We start from the raw sequence: 15,945 nt of genomic DNA, 5'->3' as shown, positions 1-15,945 counted from the left end.
CACCGTTGCCGGGTGCGCTATCGGGCTGAACACCGTTGATCCCTCGTTAGAACCAACCGTGATAGACACTCAGCATGCCCGGCACCCTCCTGCTGCTCACGCAAGCCCTGATCTATTTCGGCGTCATGGCCGCGCTGTTCCGGCTGCGGCACGTGATGGGGCTCGGCGCCTTCCTCTGCGCGCTCGGCGTGATGCACTTTCTGGAGACCTATCTCGCCGCCGTCTTCTTCATCGAACTGCCCTTCGGCCTGCTCTCGCCGGGCTCGACAGTGCTGTTCTCGGGCAAGCTCGCGATCATCCTGCTCTTCTATATCCGGGAAGACGCCGAGACGGTGCGGCAGCCGATCTACGGACTGCTGATCGGCAATTTCCTGATGGTCGCGCTGGTGGCGACCCTCAGGCTCTACGGCCCGCCGGTCACGCTGCCCGGCTACAATCCGGACCTCGTGCTGATCGATCAGATGGGCGCGCTGATGGTCTGGGGCACGACGCTGCTCTTCATCGATTCCATCGCGCTGATCCTGCTCTATGAGAGGTTGCGCCTGCTGCTGCCGCGATCGCTGGTTCTGCGCTCCTGCCTGAGCCTCGCGATCATCCTGACCTTCGATCAGGTCGGATTCTTCATAGGGCTGCATATGGTGACCGGCACGCCGCTCGGCGCGCTGTTCGGCGGCTGGGTGGCAAAGATGGGCGCAGCCGCGACCTATGCGATGCTGATGGGCCTCTATCTCAACCTGTTCGAACGCCGGACACCGGAACTCGCGCCGCAGCCGCTTTCAGACGTCTTCCACAAGCTGACCTACCGGCACAAATATGAGGAGCTGCTCGGCAAAAGCGGCCGCGATGCCCTCACAGGCGCGCTGACCCGTGAACGCTTCGAGACGCTCGGCCAGACCATTCTGGCGCGAGGCATCGCAACGCAGCGGCCCGTCAGCTTGGCGATCCTCGATGTCGATCACTTCAAGAGCATCAACGATCGCTACGGCCATGTCGTTGGCGACGAGGTACTCCGGCGCGTCGTGGAGTGCCTGCGCGCGGAAATCCGCAGCGACGATCTCATCTTCCGCTATGGCGGCGAGGAATTCGTCGTGCTTTGCGAGAACATGTCGCATCCCGCAGCGATGGTGTCAGCCGAGCGGATGCGGATCGCCGTCCACCGCACCTTGGCGCAGGAATTCGCAGGCGCCCCGACGATCAGCGTCGGCGTCGCCACCTTCCCCGACGACGCCAAGGATATTCGCGGCCTCGTCGCCCATGCCGATGCGCATCTCTACGAAGCCAAGCGGCAGGGACGCGACCGCGTGGTCGGCAACGAGACGCCGCCACAGGAGCTGAGCGCCTAGCGCCTGCGGAAAAGAAGGCGGCGGCAGCGCGTATGCCCGCCGCCCCCGTTTCTTATCGGAGCGTCAAAGAAACCGTCGCCAGCGGCGAGAGCTTCGTCACGACCTCGCCCTTTCCGGGCGAGAGCACGCCGCCGCAGAGGCTGCCGGTGGTGATGATCTGCCCGGCGCGCAGACTGCCGAGGTTATCGTGCTGGCGATTGGCCCAGGCCAGGAAGGGCACCATCGGATCGCCGTTGCCGTGGACGGCGGGCTGGTCATAGATCGTCACCCCGTTGAGCGAGATGAAGCAGCCGAGACCGGTGAGGTCATCGAGCGTCTTGATGTCGACCTCCGGGCCGAGGAAATAGCCGCCATGGCCCATCGCGTCGGCGAGCCAGAGCGGAAAGGCGACCTTGCCGTGCCAGTTGGCGAGGCGGCTCTCGACGATCTCGATGCCGAGAAAGGCCTTGTCGCAGCAGGCGAGCAGCTCCGCCCGCGAATAGGGCTGGGCCGGGCGGAAAGGCACGTCACGCACGAGCCGGAGCGCCAGTTCGATCTCGACGCGAAGCTCCGCCCCGATGGCGCCCTCGTAGACGTCGCCCGGCGCGAGATAGGGGCCGGGCATCAGGCCCGCGATCGCCGTGCCGTCCTCGGCGATGCCGACCTTCCACCCGGCATCCGGCAGGTTGAGCGCCCGAATGACGGCCGCCTGCGTCACGTGTCCATCAGCGATCGAATCCGGCACCGGCAGGGCTGCCGTCTCGATCAGGGAGCGGTCGCGGCGGGCCCGGACGAGCGCATCGCGCACGGTCTCGACAGTGGTCGGCATTGAATTCCCTCAGCATCGGGCAAGGCGGAGCGCCTTCGCCCTGCTAACGCAGCACCCAGAACGCGACAAGGCGCGCTGCGAAAAGGGGCCTATGCGATGGAACCTCCGGCCTTCTTCCCGGTTGCCGAAATATGACCTTGAAGCATCACCGTTTTCCGGGAGCGTTTGCGCTCGGCCTTGCCGGACTGGCGCTGGTCTCCAGTGGAATCGTCCGCGCTCAGCAGCCGATTCCCGCGCAGGACTTCGTCACGCAGACGGCGGTCGCCAACATGTTCGGCATGGAGTCCGCGACGCTCGCCCTGCACAAAACCAATTCCGCGGCTATCAAGGATTTCGCCCATCGCCTCGCCGACGATCATGCCGCGGCGACGAGCAGCCTGCGCCGCATCATTTCCAAGCGTTCCGACATCGCCCTGCCCGATCGCCCCGACGGCAAGCATCTCGACCTGTTGCGTGACCTCTCCGACAAACAGGGCGCCGATTTCGACAGGGCCTATGTCGATGCCCAACGCAGCGCGCACCGTGAATCGACCGTCTTGATGGAACGCTACGCCGGCGAGGGTGCCGACCCGGAACTGAAGAGCTTCGCCGCCCAGACGCTGCCGGTGTTCCGCGAACTTGAACGAAAGGCGAGAGAACTTCCGGCGCCATAGAATGGCCCGGCGTATCCGTCAGGCCTTGGATCGTTGGGCCGCATCGCGTTCGTAGACCGCGAGGAAGGCCTTGCCCATCAAGGAGCTTTCCGTCCCGATCAGAGTCCGAAGCACCTCGGCCCGGATCGCCTGAATCCGCCCGTTGTCCGGCGCGGCAGCGCCGGCAAGTTCAGCCAGTTCGACGGCCAGCCGTGTCTGCCCTTGCCCCGCAAGAACTTGGGCTCGCGCGGCCAATTTGTCCGCGCCTCCAGCGAGACCGGCCAGTTCGGCTGCCAGTTCCGCCGCGGGGGCGGGTTTGAGATGCGCCGCGCTCCCGTCAAACCAGCCTGCATAGAAGTGATAGATGCCCCGGACGAGGAACTCGGGATCGTCGTATTTCGCGAGGAGATAGGGCTTCGTGAGATATTCCGCAGGAACCTTCACGCCATGCAGGATCTCGTCGAGCGTGGCCCCCCGGTTCAGCAGCGCGAGCGTTTCGCGCACCAGGTGCTCAAGCGCTTCGGCACCGTCCTGGAGCATCTGCCTGGCCCGCTCCGCGCCGAAGACCACCGGCCCGTGCCCGGGGATCAGGATGTCGGGCTCGAGCTGCTCCATCCGCCGCAAGGCCGAGGCCCATTCTGCCGCATAGCGCTGGACCTTTCGCGGATTGCCGGCATTGGGGAAAACCCAGATCACGAAATCGCCGCTCGCCAGAACCCGGCGCTCGGGCAGCCAGACGAAGGTGGCGTCGTCCGTCTCCCCCCGGCCGTGGAAGAGCTCGATCCGCTCTCCGCCGATCGCGAGGGACAGCCTGTCGTCATAGACCTCGTCGGGACGGCGCTGGCCGATCGGATAGACGTAGCCGGGCTTGTCGAATTGCTGGCCCTGAACGAGGCTGTTGAAGCCGTGAGTGTCCTCGTAACGCTGCATGCGCCGCGCGACGTTGCGGTGGGCGACGATCCGCGGGCGCGGCCATCCTCGCGCATCCGCCTCCTCATCGATGACCTTGATGCCGCTGGTATGATCGATATGGCCGTGGGTGAAGATCACGGTATGGATTGGGCCATCGTCCCAGGAGCGGATGACATCCAAGGTCTGTTTGGCGGTGTCGGGCTTGGCGGTGTCGATCAGCACGAGGCCCTCCGCCGTGCGGATAGCCGTGACGCTACCGCAGAAATAGGTGGTGTGGACGGTGATGATGTTGTCGTCCACCTGCGTGATCGCGCCATGCGAAACCGCAGCGGTCCACTCTTCCATCGCGGCGGAGCCGTCCCAGAGGCGCTCGAACAACGGGTCCTGTTTCATGCGGGTTCCTCCGGCACAGCCATTCCTGTTTAGCACCATCGACCCGAGGCGACAGGCCGCCGGCGCCCCCTGCTGACAACCAGCGTCAGCGGCCCTCCTGACACCATCCCCGGCAAAGCGGAAACGCCTGCCCCACCCGGCCTCTTCGCCTCTGGACATCCCGGCCCAAAGCCCTGCAAGAAGCGAGCGGACGCCGCGGCTTGAAGATCGCGCGTGTGATGAGAAACGTTCGGGAGAAGCAGACAATGAAATCGCTCTGGGTCATGGCCGCACTCGGCGCCGCCCTCAGCCTGCCCGCGCAGGCGCAGGACAAGGTCAAGCTGGTCGACGTCATCGAATTGTCGGGCGCGGGCGCCGCCGCCGGCACCAACTGGAAGAACGGCGCCGACATGGCCGCCGCCGACATCAACGCCAAGGGCGGCATCCTCGGCAAGCAGGTCGAGATCGTCCATTACGACACGCAGACCAATCCGGGGAATACCCGCGCCGCCGTGCAGCGCGCCATCGACGAGAACGCCTATGCCATCCTCGGCCCGATCTTCTCGGGCCCGATCGGCGCCTCCATGCAGATCTCGCAGCGCGCCGAGATCGCCCAGATCGTCGGCGGCGAGGCGGCTGGGTTCACCCGCCAGGGCAACCCCTACATCTTCCGCACCTCGATCAGCCAGGCGGCGGCGATGCCGAAGATCGCCAAATACCTGAAGGACACCGTCAAGGCGGGCTCGATCGCCGTGGTCTGGGTCAATAATGACTTCGGCAAGGGCGGGCGCGACACCATCCTGCCCGAGCTGGAAAAGGCCGGCATCAAGGTCGCCGTCGACGTCTCGACCGAGCAGGGCCAGGCCGATTTCACCGCCGACGCGATCAAGGTGAAGAACGCCAATGCCGATGCCGTCTTCGTCTATCTGAACGAAGAGGAGAGCGCCCGCTTCCTGCGCGCCGCCAAACAACAGGGCATCACCAAGCCGATGATCGGCGAGACCACCCTGCTCGGCGCGAAGGTGCTGGAGCTGGCGGGTGACGCCGCCAACGGCGCGAAGGGCCATGTCGGCCTTTCCACCGACGCGCCGATCCCCGCATTGCAGGAATTCGGCAAGCGCTACCGCGAGAAATACGGCTTCTCCTCCGACCATAACGGCGTGAAGGGCTACATGGCCGTGTTCATGGTGAAATGGGCTACCGAGAAGCAGAAGAAGCTCGACAAGAAGGGCGTAGCCGACACGCTGCGTGGCGCGACCATCAAGGCGAGCGAGGAGCCGGGCATCCTGATGGATACCGTCATCGAGCAGAACGGCGACCTCGACCGCGAGAGCTTCCTCGCCGAAGTCGTGAACGGCAAGCAGGTGATCAACACCACCCTGCCGCGGATCAAGCCGTAGCCACCGAACGTCATTCCCGGGCGGCGCGCTACGCCGACCCGGGAATCTCGTGACGAGAAGACTGGTTTCCGAGATGGCCGGGTCAAGCCCGGCCATGACGTTGCAGACCCGAACCCAGATCAGCCATGGCCGAATTCATCGCCTATCTCATCGCCGGCATCGCCACGGGCTCGATCTACGCGCTCGCCGCGATCGGCTTCACGCTGGTCTGGCAGACCTCGCAGACGATCAACTTCGCGCAGGGCGAGTTCGTCATGCTGCCGGCCGTTCTGATCCTGCTCGCGGTCAAGCTCTTCGGCCTGCCGCTCTGGGCCGGCGGCCTCATCGGCATCGCAGTCTTCCTGCTGGTCTTCGGTGCGGGCTTCAAGCTCGTCGTCGTCGATCCGATGATCAAGCATGGCGTGCTGCCGCTCGCCATCGCCACCATGGCGCTCTCGATCATCATGAAGGAAGGCGCCAAGGATGGTTTCTCGGCGGAGGCGCAGAGCTTCCCCTCGCTGGTCCCCACGGACATGATCAACCTGCTCAGCGTATCGATCTCGCTGCAGCATCTCGCGATCATCGTCGTCGCCTTCGCCGCCATCGGCCTGCTGCAATGGTTCGTCGGCAGCACGAAGCTCGGCCGGCAGATGCAGGCGACGGCGCAGAACCCGACCGTCGCGCGCATTCTCGGCATTCCCGTCGAGCGGATGGTGCTGCTCACCTTCCTCCTCAACGCAGGGCTGGCCGTCGTCGCCTCGCTGCTGATCTCGCCGATTTATCTGGCGAAGTTCTCGAATGGCGAGACCATCGGCCTCTTCGCCTTCATCGCGGCCATCGTCGGCGGCTTCAACCAGGTGCGCGGCGCGCTGGTCGGCGGGCTGCTGATCGGCGTCGCGGATTCGCTCGCGGCAGCCTACATCTCGACGCAGTATCGGCTGGCCGTGCCGCTCGTACTGCTCGTCATCATCATCCTGGTGAAGCCGGAAGGATTGATGGGCCGCAAGGAGGAGCGCCGCGTATGAGCGCCCCCGCCGTCCAGAATTCCGCGGCTTCGCGTCGCCCGGCCCGCCGGATCGATGCCGCGCTGATCGCGCTCGTCCTCGGCGCCGTCATCCTCTGGTTCGCCCCGGTCGGGATGGGCCGCTACGGCACCTATGTGCTCTCGCTCTGGCTGGTGATGAGCATCGGCGTGATGGGGCTCAACCTGACGCTCGGCTATGCCGGGCAGAGCTCACTGGCGCAGGCCGCCTTCATGGGGCTCGGCGCCTATGCCACAGCGATCCTGACCACGAAATACGGCGTGAGCTGGTACGCCGCCTTCGCGTTGTCGGGCCTGCTGACCTTCGCGGTCGGCCTCCTGCTCGGCTTCCCGGCGCTGCGGGTGCGGACACATTACCTCGCCTTCGTGACGCTCGCCTTCTCGACGCTGATCTGGCTGCTCATCCGCAACGAACAGTGGCTGACCGGCGGCGTCTACGGCATCTCCAACATCAACCGGCCTGATTTCTTCGGCATCAAGCTGTTCGGCGCGCTGGAATTCCACCGCTTCGTCGTGGTCGTCACGCTGATCTTGTCGCTGAAGCTGTGGTGGCTGGTGCGCTCGCCGTGGGGCCGCGCCTTCACGGCGCTCCGCGAGAATCCGGTCCGCGCCGCGAGTCTGGGCATCGATACGCGCGCCTATACGCTGCTCGCCTTCGCCATCGGCTCGGCCTATGGCGGCTTCGCCGGTTCGCTCTATGCGCCGCTGGTCGAGTTCATCGACCCCTCGCCCTTCTCGCTGTCGCAGAGCCTGTTCCTGCTGCTGATGGTCGTTGCGGGCGGCTCCGGCTATCTGTTCGGGCCCTTCGTGGGTGCGCTGCTCGGCGTCGTGCTGCCGGAATGGCTGCGCTTCGCCGGCTCGCTCTACCTCATCATCTTCGCGACGATCGTGCTCGCATTGCTGGTCATCTGCCCGCAGGGCGTCTGCGGCCTCATCGAGCGCGGCTGGCTCGCATTGCGGCGCAATACGGGAGGCGCCCAATGAGCCCGGTCCTCGAAGTCCGCGACCTGCACAAGGCCTTCGGCGGCATCAAGGCCGTGAACGGCGTCTCCTTCTCGGTCAGGGAAGGCGAAATCCTCGGCATCATCGGGCCGAATGGCTGCGGCAAGTCGACCCTGTTCAACTGCATCCTCGGCCAGCTCGAACCGACGCAAGGCGCCGTGAAGCTCGACGGTCTGGACGTCACCAACATGCGCCCGTCCGCGCTCAACCGGCTCGGCGTCAGCCGCACCTTCCAGCTGCTGCAGGTCTTCCCCGAATTGTCGGTGCGCGAGAACCTGATCCTCGCCGGGCAGGAGCATCAGGGCTCGATGCTCGGCCGCCTGTTCGGTGCGCACGATGCAGGTCTCTCCGACAAGGCCCAGCAGATGATCGGCTTCTTCAAGCTCGGGCATCTCGCCGAGGCCAAGGCGGGCGGACTATCCTATGGCCAGCAGAAGCTGCTCGACGCGGCGATGGCCTTCATGGCGGGACCGCGCCTCGTGCTGCTCGACGAGCCCGCCGGCGGCGTCAACCTCACCATGCTGGGCGACCTCAAGGAGCGCCTGCGCGCGATCAATGCCGAACAAGGCGCGACCTTCGTGGTGATCGAGCACAACATGGATTTCGTGATGAGCCTGTGCTCGCGCGTGATCGTGCTGGCCGAAGGCAAGGTGCTGGCGGAGGGCACCCCGGCCGAGGTGCGAGCCAACCCGGCCGTGATCGAAGCCTATCTGGGACACTAGGGAACGTCATGCTCGGGCTTGATCCGAGCATCTCCTGCAAGAGATGCTCGGGTCTGCGCTGCGCTTCACCCGAGAATGACGCGGAAGAGGGCGACAAGGAATGACCACCCCCATCCTCGAACTCGACGGCGTAGTCGGCGGCTATGGCGCCATGACCATCCTGAACGGCACCAGCTTCGCGGTGAAGCGGGGCGCGATCACGACCGTGATCGGGCCGAACGGTGCCGGTAAGTCGACCGTGTTCAAGGCGATCTTCGGGCTGCTCAAGCTGCGCGAGGGCCACATCCGCTTCGGCGGCCGCGACATCACCGGCTGGAACCAGCGCAAGCTGCTCGAAGCCGGCATCTGCTATGTTCCGCAGGGCCGCAATATCTTCCCGGAGCTGTCGGTGCGCCACAATATCGAGCTCGGCGCGGTCGCCGCCGGCTCCGGCATCATCGATATGCCGCAACGGCTGGAGGCAGCGCTCGACCGCTTTCCGGCGCTCAGGCGCAAGGCCGATGCGCAGGCCTCGACGCTCTCCGGCGGCGAGCAGAAGCAGCTGGAAATCGTGCGCGGCCTGCTGCTCGACCCCCAGCTCGTGCTGATCGACGAGCCCTCGATCGGCCTCTCCCCGCTGATGGTGCAGGAGACCTTCGGCATCCTCAGGGAGTTGCGCGCCAAGGGCGTCTCGATCCTCATGGTCGAGCAGAACGCCCGCTCGGCGCTGGAGATTTCCGACGAGGGGTTGGTGCTCGAACTCGGTCGCACGCGCATGCAGGGACCAGCGGCCGAAATCCTGGCGGATCCACGTATTGGCCAGCTCTTCCTCGGCGGCACGCTGAGCGAAGTGGCCTGAACGGCGCCCGAATATCCTCCTCGTCATTGCGAGCGCAGCGAAGCAATCCAGGGGGAGCGAAAGCGGCACTTTGACAGCGGCGCCCTCTCCTGTCGGGATGGCGCCGGATCACGAGACCGGAGCTTGCGCCATGAAGATTCGCGCCGCCGTCCTGAACGCGAGCCCGGTTGCGGCGCCTTATGCGCAAAGCCGCCCGCTTGGCATCGAGGAGCTCGACCTCGCCCCGCCCGGCCGCGACGAGGTGCTGGTCAGGGTCCGTGCTGCCGGGCTCTGCCATTCTGATCTCTCGGTCATCAACGGCAACCGCCCGCGCCCGGTGCCGATGGTGCTCGGCCATGAGGCCGCAGGCGAGGTCGTCGAGACCGGCGAAGGCGTCGATGACCTCAAACCCGGCGACCGGGTGGTGATGGTGTTCGTGCCTTCCTGTGGCCATTGCGCGCCCTGCGCCGAAGGCCGCCCTGCCCTCTGCGAGCCCGGCAATGCCGCCAATGGGCGCGGCGAGATGCTCGGCGGCGGGCGCCGGCTCTCGGCTCATGGCCAGCCGGTGCATCACCATATCGGCGTTTCCGCCTTCGCAGAGCATGCGGTGATCTCGCGCCGTTCGCTGGTCAAGGTCGAGGCCGATATCCCGCATGAGATCGCCGCGCTGTTCGGCTGCGCCGTTTTGACCGGGGTCGGCGCCGCCGTGAATACGGCGCGGATCAAGGCGGGCGAGACGGTTGCGGTTGTCGGTCTCGGCGGCGTCGGGCTCTCCGCGCTGCTCGGCGCCATCGCCTGCGGCGCCTCGCGCGTCGTCGCCATCGATCTCGCGCAGGACAAGCTCGATCTCGCACTGGCGCTGGGCGCAACCGATGCCTTCAAGGCCGATACGCCGGATGTGGTCGAGGCGATCAAACAAGCGACCAAGGGCGGCGTGGATCACGGGCTGGAGATGGCGGGCTCGGTCAGGGCGCTCGACCTCGCCTACCAGATCACGCGGCGCGGCGGCACGACCACGACCGCTGGCCTCGCCAATCCCGCCCATACGCTCGCGCTCTCGCCGGTGCGGCTGGTTGCGGAGGAGCGGACGCTGAAGGGCTCCTATGTCGGCTCCTGCGTACCTTCGCGCGACATCCCGCGCTTCATCGAGCTCTACCAGCGCGGAAGGCTGCCGGTGGACAAGCTCTGGACCAGTTCGGGCAGTCTCGACGAGATCAACGAGGGTTTCGACGCGCTGAACGAAGGCCGGACGATCCGGCACATTGTGAGGATGTAACGGGTCACTGCCGTCATGCTCGGGCTGGACCCGAGCATCTCTTGAAGGAGGAGGCTCCCGCGCCGTCCTCGGCCTGAGATTCTCGGGTCGAAGCTGCGCTTCGCCCGAGAATGACGGCTAGCCTCAGCCGTGCTTGTGCACGATGGTCTTGGTCACCGCGAACTCCTCGAGCGCGATGAAGCCCTTCTCGCGACCGTGCCCGCTCTTGCCGGTGCCGCCGAAGGGCAGTTCGATGCCGCCGCCGGCGCCATAGCCGTTGATGAAGACCTGACCAGCGCGGACGCGCTTCGAAACGCGCTGCTGGCGCCCGCCATCCTTGGTCCAGACCGCGGCGACGAGGCCGTAATCGGTGCCGTTGGCGGCCTTGATCGCATCTTCCTCGTCATCGAAGGGGAAGGCCGCGAGCACGGGGCCGAAGACCTCGTCCTGCTCAAGCCGGTTGCCGCGCGGCACCGGGCCGAACAGGGTCGGCTGCACATAGAAGCCGCCATTCGGCACGCCCTGCGCGATCTGGCCCTGCGCGATCACCGGGATGCCGGCCTCGCGGCTCTGGTCGATGAAGCTCTGGACGCGGCCGCGCTGCTTGGCGTTGATCACCGGGCCACAGTCGAGGTCCATCTCCGGCGTGCCGGCCCGGAGTTTGGAAAATTCCTTGGCGACCGCGGAGATGACGTCGTCATAGATCGACTTCTGCACCAGCAGGCGGCTACCGGCCGAGCAGGTCTGCCCGGTGTTCTGGACGATCGCCTTGCAGGCGATCGGCACCAGCGCGTCGAGATCGGCATCCTCGAAGACGATCTGAGGCGACTTGCCGCCGAGTTCCAGCGTGCAGGGGATGAGATGCTCGGCGCAGGCATGCTGCACCATCTTGCCGACCTCGGGCGACCCGGTGAAGGACATGAAGCCGATGCCGTGATGGGCGGAGAGCGCCGCACCCGCCTCATGGCCGCGGCCCGCAACGATGTTGATGGCGCCGTCGGGGAAGCCGACCTCGCTCGCCAGCTCCGCGAGGCGGAAGGCGGTGGCACAGGCATCCTCGGCCGGCTTCAGAACCACCGCATTGCCCATGGCGAGCGAGGCGGTGAGCGAGCGGCCGATCATCTGCGCCGGATAGTTCCAGGGCAGGATGTGGCCGGTAACACCATGCGGCTCATGGATGACGCTGACATGATATCCGTTCAGGAAGGGAATGACGTGGCCGTGTACCTTGTCGGCGGCGCCGCCATAGAACTCGAAATAGCGAATGGTGGCGTCGATATCGGCACGGGCCTGGCTCATCGGCTTGCCGGTATCGCGTGCTTCCAGCTTGGCGAGCTCGTCGAAATGATCCTGCACCTTGAGCGCAAGCTTCGAGATCAGGCGCCCACGCTCGGCTGCCGTCAGCTTGCCCCAGGCGCCGTCGAAGGCGGCGCGCGCCGCCGTGACCGCGGCGTCAATATCCGCGGCGTTTCCGCAGGCGATGCGGGCGAACTCCTCGCCGGTCGCGGGGTTCAGCTTGGCGATGGTTTCGCCAGTCTGGCCAGGCACATAGCGGCCATTGATGAAATGTTGATTCATGTTCGTTCCCGATCGCTCTGGCCGAAGGCGCAGCCCCGGCGGAATCGGCAGGCAAGCTGCCGGCTGGCGGCCTCCGACGCAAGGCGGTAGCGATCCGGGCTCCCCCGCGACAGGCGCAGGGCCGGGCTGCCAAGGCAGATTTGACAGCGCCGCAGGGCATCGTTCTCCTCTGCGCGCAATCGAAGGATGAGGTCCGGATCGACCATGACACAGGCGCTCGAAGGTATCGTGGTGGTCGCGCTGGAGCAGGCGGTGGCCGCCCCCACGGCGACCTGCAAGCTCGCCGATGCCGGGGCGCGCGTGATCAAGCTCGAACGCCCCGAGGGCGATTTCGCGCGCGGCTATGACGGCTTCGCCAAGGGGCAATCCTCCTATTTCGTCTGGATCAACCGCGGCAAGGAATCGTGCCGCGTCGACCTGCGACGACCAGAGGATCTGGCGCTGGTGGGGGCGATGATCGCCGGCGCCGACGTCTTCATCCAGAACCTTGCTCCCGGCGCTGCGGAGCGTCTTGGCCTCGGCAGCGCGACGCTCCGCCAGCGTCACCCGCGGCTGATCACTTGCGACATCTCCGGCTATGCGCCGGGCACGCCGCACGAGCTTCGCAAGGCCTACGACCTGCTGATACAGGCCGAATCGGGGCTCGCTGCGATCACCGGCACGGCCGATTCCGGTCCCTCAAGGATCGGCATCTCGATCGCCGACATCGCCACCGGCCAGGCGGCCTATGCCGCCATCCTGGAGGCGCTGCTGCGGCGGGCCCGCACCGGCGAGGGTTCCGCGATCGCGCTGTCACTCTTCGACACGCTCGCGGAGCTGATGAACGTGCCCTACATCACGCGCCGGCATGGCGGGATCGAGCCTGCGCGCATCGGCCTCGCCCATCCCTCCATTGCGCCGTACGGCGTCTTTTCGCTGCTCGATGGGGAGGTGCTGATTTCGATCCAGAGCGAGCGGGAATGGCGCGTCTTCGCCCGCGACGTGCTGGAGAGCCCGGAGCTTGCGAGTGATCCGCGCTATGCTTCCAACGTCCTGCGGGTCGGGGCTCGCGCCGCGCTCGACGGCGAGGTTCAGATACGCCTCGGCCAGCGCCGTTTCGCGGACGTCACCGCCGCGCTCGACCGGCATGCGATCGCCTATGGCACGGTCTCGACGGTCGGCGGTCTGATCGCGCATCCGGCAGCCACGGCTGTGCCGGTTCCGACCCCGAACGGCTCCATCGAGATGCTGGCACCGCCGGTCATCGTCGACGGCCGGCGCATCGCGATGCGGCGGGTTCCCGCGCTCGGCGAGCATGATGCGGCGCTGCGGGCGGAATTCGCCGGCGCCGTGACGGCGACCGCCATCTGATCCGCCGCTTTCAAGCGGGCGGGACGAAAGGCTGCGAAACGTCCCGCAACACCGGCAACACTTCGAGCGCGGCGGCATGCGCCGCCAGTGCCGGGATATCCTCCTCCGCGACCAAGCCCGGATGCGCCTCCCTGATGAAGCGCAACGAGACAGCGACGGCGATGTCGGCATGGCTCATCGAACCGCCGAACCAACAGGGAGAAGTGCGGCTCGCCCGGTCACGCTCGAGCGCAGCGAGCGTCGAGAGGATCTGGCCGCGGCAACGATCCGCCCAGACGGCCGAGACCTCCTCGTGAAGCCGCAACTCATAGAACAGGCTGACGGCCTTCTCGGCTGCGCCCATGGCGAGCGCGACGACGCCGAGAATGTGGCGGCGCCTCGGACCGGCACGCGGGCAAAGCGCGCGTTCCTCCCCGGCCAGCTCATCGAGGCAGTCGATGATGCTGACGCTGTCGAACAGGACCTCGCCATCATCGAGCGCCAGCGTGGGCACCCGCATCAGCGGGTTGAAGGCGCGGACCCGGTCGCCTTCGCCGAAAACGGACCAGGGCCGATGCTCGAAGGCGAGGCCATAGAGCGCCAGCGTGATGCCGACACGGCGAACGAAAGGCGAGTCGTACTGGCCGATCAGGATCATGGCGGGCCTCGTTCATCATGTTCCGAAACGACGACGGGGCCTGCATCTTTCCCCTGTCATGGGCTTGCCGCAATGCTACCGTCCTGCTCCGTTGCGCGAAGCGGGAGCAGGGCATGGCACAAGGTCGTCGGGCGCGAGGTCACTATCTCAACCGGCGCGAGACGCTGAAGGCCGGAGCCGCAATCGTCGCGAGCGCCGCCCTGCCCGCTTCCGCCCAGACGCCGGCGCGGCTCAAACTGCGGGTGCTTGAAACCACCGATCTCCACGTCAATGTCGTGCCCTACGACTATTTTCGCGACGGGCCGGACGACACCGTCGGCCTCGCCAAGACCGCGAGCCTGATCAAGGTGGCGCAGGGCGAGGCCAAGAACAGCCTGCTCTTCGACAACGGGGATTTCCTACAAGGCTCCTCGCTCGGCGACTATGTCGCCTACAAGAAGGGGCTGAAGGCCGGCGAGACCCATCCGATGCTCGCCGCGATGAACGCCCTGCCCTATCTCTGCGGCACCCTCGGCAACCACGAATTCAACTACGGGCTGGAGTTCCTCGATCACGGCCTCGCCAAGGCCGAATTCCCGCTGGTCTGTGCCAATGTCGAGCGGGTCGGCGGCGGGACACTGGCCGATGCCTGGCGCCTGTTCGAGCAGAGCTTCGAGGACGAGGCCGGAAACCGGCATGTGCTGCAGATCGGCGTGATCGGCTTCGTGCCGCCGCAGATCATGCAATGGGACAAGGCGAATATCGACGGCAAGCTCGTCGCGACCGACATCGTCGATGCGGCCGAGAAGCATATGCCGGACCTGCTCGATGCCCAGCCCGACCTCGTCATCGCCCTCTGCCACTCCGGCATCGCCGGTGGCGAGCGGCGCGGCATGGAGGAGAACGCGGCGCTGCATCTTTCGAAGGTCGAGGGCATCGACGTCATCCTGACCGGCCATCAGCATCTGGTCTTCCCCGGCGGCAAGGCCTTCGACGACATTGCGGGCGTGGATAACGTCAAGGGCGCGCTGAACGGCAAGCCGGCATGCCAGCCGGGCTTCTGGGGCTCGCATCTCGGCATCGTCGATCTCGAACTGGAGAAGCGCGGCGAGCGCTGGAGAATCGCGGATTTCAAGGTCGAGGCAAAGCCGATCTACGAGCGCACGCCGGACCGCAAGATCGTGCCCAAGGCCAGTGCGGAGCCGGCGATCCTGGCGACGGTGAAGGCCGACCACGAGGCGACGCTCGCCTATATGCGCGAACCGGTCGGCAGCACCGCCTCCCCGATCAACTCCTACTTCGCCCTGGTGACGGACGACCCGTCGATCCAGATCGTCGCCGAGGCGCAGATCGCCTATGCCAAGCCATTGATGGCGCAGACGCGTTGGAAGGACCTGCCGATCCTTTCGGCGGCGGCTCCGTTCAAATCGGGCGGGCGCGCCGGTCCGTCCTTCTACACCGACATCCCAGTCGGGCCGCTGGCCCTGAAGAACATCGCCGACATCTACCTCTACCCGAATACGGTGCAGATCGTGAAAGTCACCGGCACCGAGATCAGGGAATGGCTGGAACGCTCGGCCGGAATCTTCAACCGCGTCGATCCTGCGAAGACCGAGGAACAACCGCTGATCAACCCGGCCTTCCCGGCCTTCAACTTCGATGTCATCGACGGCGTCGCCTATCGGATCGACGTCACGCAGCCCTCCCGCTACGACAATGACGGCAAGCTCGTCGCACCGAATGCGCACCGCATCATCGATCTCGCCTTCGCGGGTCAGCCGATCGACGAGCAGGCCAGTTTCCTCGTCGTCACCAACAATTACCGCGCCTCGGGCGGCGGCAATTTCCCGGGCACAAGGACAACGGTCGTTCTGGAAGCGCCGGACCTCAACCGCGACGTCATCGTCCGCCACATCGTCGGGCAGAAGGCGATCGAGCCGAAGGCGGACGGCAACTGGTCGCTGGCGCCGCTGCCGGCGGGCGTCAACGTCACATTCACGACCTCGCCGGCAGCCGCCGGCAAACTGCCGGCGAGCCTGAAGGCCGAGCCCGCGGGTGAAAGTGCGGAAGGTTTCATGAAGTACCGACTGGAAGCAAAAGCCTGAATACTAAGCGTA

Annotated in this window: 14 protein-coding genes; 10 read left to right on the top strand and 4 right to left on the bottom strand. The window is 66.1% G+C overall.

All coding sequences use genetic code 11. The annotated features are described in order from the left end of the window. The first annotated feature begins 74 nt into the window (after window positions 1–74). Complete coding sequence (locus AC1DE3_RS08280; protein WP_441512476.1) at window positions 75–1,343, top strand: GGDEF domain-containing protein; 1,269 nt, start codon at window positions 75–77, stop codon at window positions 1,341–1,343. 52 nt (window positions 1,344–1,395) lie between these two features. On the opposite strand, the gene AC1DE3_RS08275 is transcribed toward AC1DE3_RS08280, so the two are convergent. Continuing rightward, the gene (locus tag AC1DE3_RS08275; protein ID WP_441512475.1) at window positions 1,396–2,151 is read right to left on the bottom strand and encodes a hypothetical protein; all 756 of its coding nucleotides are present in this window, start codon (window positions 2,149–2,151) and stop codon (window positions 1,396–1,398) included. Window positions 2,152–2,282: 131 nt separating this feature from the next. On the opposite strand from AC1DE3_RS08275, the gene AC1DE3_RS08270 reads away from it, so the two are divergent. Then, a complete protein-coding gene (locus AC1DE3_RS08270; RefSeq protein WP_441512474.1) occupies window positions 2,283–2,804 on the top strand; it encodes a DUF4142 domain-containing protein in 522 nt (173 codons plus the stop codon). A gap of 18 nt (window positions 2,805–2,822) precedes the next feature. Here AC1DE3_RS08270 and AC1DE3_RS08265 read toward each other — a convergent pair whose 3' ends face one another. Beyond that, window positions 2,823–4,088: an alkyl sulfatase dimerization domain-containing protein gene (locus tag AC1DE3_RS08265; protein ID WP_441512473.1), complete on the bottom strand. Its 1,266-nt coding sequence runs from the start codon at window positions 4,086–4,088 to the stop codon at window positions 2,823–2,825. A gap of 245 nt (window positions 4,089–4,333) precedes the next feature. On the opposite strand from AC1DE3_RS08265, the gene AC1DE3_RS08260 reads away from it, so the two are divergent. The 6 genes from AC1DE3_RS08260 to AC1DE3_RS08235 all read left to right on the top strand — a co-directional run bounded on the left by AC1DE3_RS08260 (window position 4,334) and on the right by AC1DE3_RS08235 (window position 10,305). Next, entirely contained in the window at window positions 4,334–5,467 is a 1,134-nt protein-coding gene (locus AC1DE3_RS08260) for an ABC transporter substrate-binding protein (RefSeq protein ID WP_476780609.1), read from the top strand. A 125-nt stretch (window positions 5,468–5,592) separates the two neighbouring features. After that, the gene (locus AC1DE3_RS08255) at window positions 5,593–6,471 is read left to right on the top strand and encodes a branched-chain amino acid ABC transporter permease (RefSeq protein WP_441512471.1); all 879 of its coding nucleotides are present in this window, start codon (window positions 5,593–5,595) and stop codon (window positions 6,469–6,471) included. Then, the gene (locus AC1DE3_RS08250) at window positions 6,468–7,472 is read left to right on the top strand and encodes a branched-chain amino acid ABC transporter permease (protein ID WP_441512470.1); all 1,005 of its coding nucleotides are present in this window, start codon (window positions 6,468–6,470) and stop codon (window positions 7,470–7,472) included. The genes AC1DE3_RS08255 and AC1DE3_RS08250 overlap by 4 nt, the downstream gene beginning before the upstream one ends. Then, complete coding sequence (locus AC1DE3_RS08245) at window positions 7,469–8,212, top strand: ABC transporter ATP-binding protein (protein WP_441512469.1); 744 nt, start codon at window positions 7,469–7,471, stop codon at window positions 8,210–8,212. The genes AC1DE3_RS08250 and AC1DE3_RS08245 overlap by 4 nt, the downstream gene beginning before the upstream one ends. 100 nt (window positions 8,213–8,312) lie before the next feature. Then, window positions 8,313–9,050, top strand: coding sequence for an ABC transporter ATP-binding protein (locus AC1DE3_RS08240; protein WP_441512468.1), 738 nt, complete (start codon window positions 8,313–8,315; stop codon window positions 9,048–9,050). A 130-nt stretch (window positions 9,051–9,180) separates the two neighbouring features. After that, window positions 9,181–10,305, top strand: a complete 1,125-nt coding sequence (locus AC1DE3_RS08235) for a zinc-dependent alcohol dehydrogenase family protein (protein WP_476852309.1) — start codon at window positions 9,181–9,183, stop codon at window positions 10,303–10,305. Window positions 10,306–10,428: 123 nt separating this feature from the next. On the opposite strand, the gene AC1DE3_RS08230 is transcribed toward AC1DE3_RS08235, so the two are convergent. Next, window positions 10,429–11,862, bottom strand: a complete 1,434-nt coding sequence (locus AC1DE3_RS08230) for an aldehyde dehydrogenase family protein (RefSeq protein WP_441512466.1) — start codon at window positions 11,860–11,862, stop codon at window positions 10,429–10,431. Between the two features lie 204 nt (window positions 11,863–12,066). On the opposite strand from AC1DE3_RS08230, the gene AC1DE3_RS08225 reads away from it, so the two are divergent. Further along, on the top strand, window positions 12,067–13,212 hold the full coding sequence (locus AC1DE3_RS08225) for a CaiB/BaiF CoA transferase family protein (protein ID WP_441512465.1): 1,146 nt from the start codon (window positions 12,067–12,069) through the stop codon (window positions 13,210–13,212). A gap of 10 nt (window positions 13,213–13,222) precedes the next feature. Here AC1DE3_RS08225 and AC1DE3_RS08220 read toward each other — a convergent pair whose 3' ends face one another. Beyond that, complete coding sequence (locus AC1DE3_RS08220) at window positions 13,223–13,849, bottom strand: glutathione S-transferase family protein (protein WP_441512464.1); 627 nt, start codon at window positions 13,847–13,849, stop codon at window positions 13,223–13,225. Between the two features lie 113 nt (window positions 13,850–13,962). Between AC1DE3_RS08220 and AC1DE3_RS08215 the strand changes: the two genes are divergently transcribed. Next, window positions 13,963–15,933: a bifunctional 2',3'-cyclic-nucleotide 2'-phosphodiesterase/3'-nucleotidase gene (locus AC1DE3_RS08215; RefSeq protein ID WP_441512463.1), complete on the top strand. Its 1,971-nt coding sequence runs from the start codon at window positions 13,963–13,965 to the stop codon at window positions 15,931–15,933. Window positions 15,934–15,945 lie beyond the last annotated feature (12 nt).

This window comes from Allobosea sp. 10L417, assembly GCF_056395485.1.
This window is presented reverse-complemented; position numbering and strand designations above follow the sequence as displayed.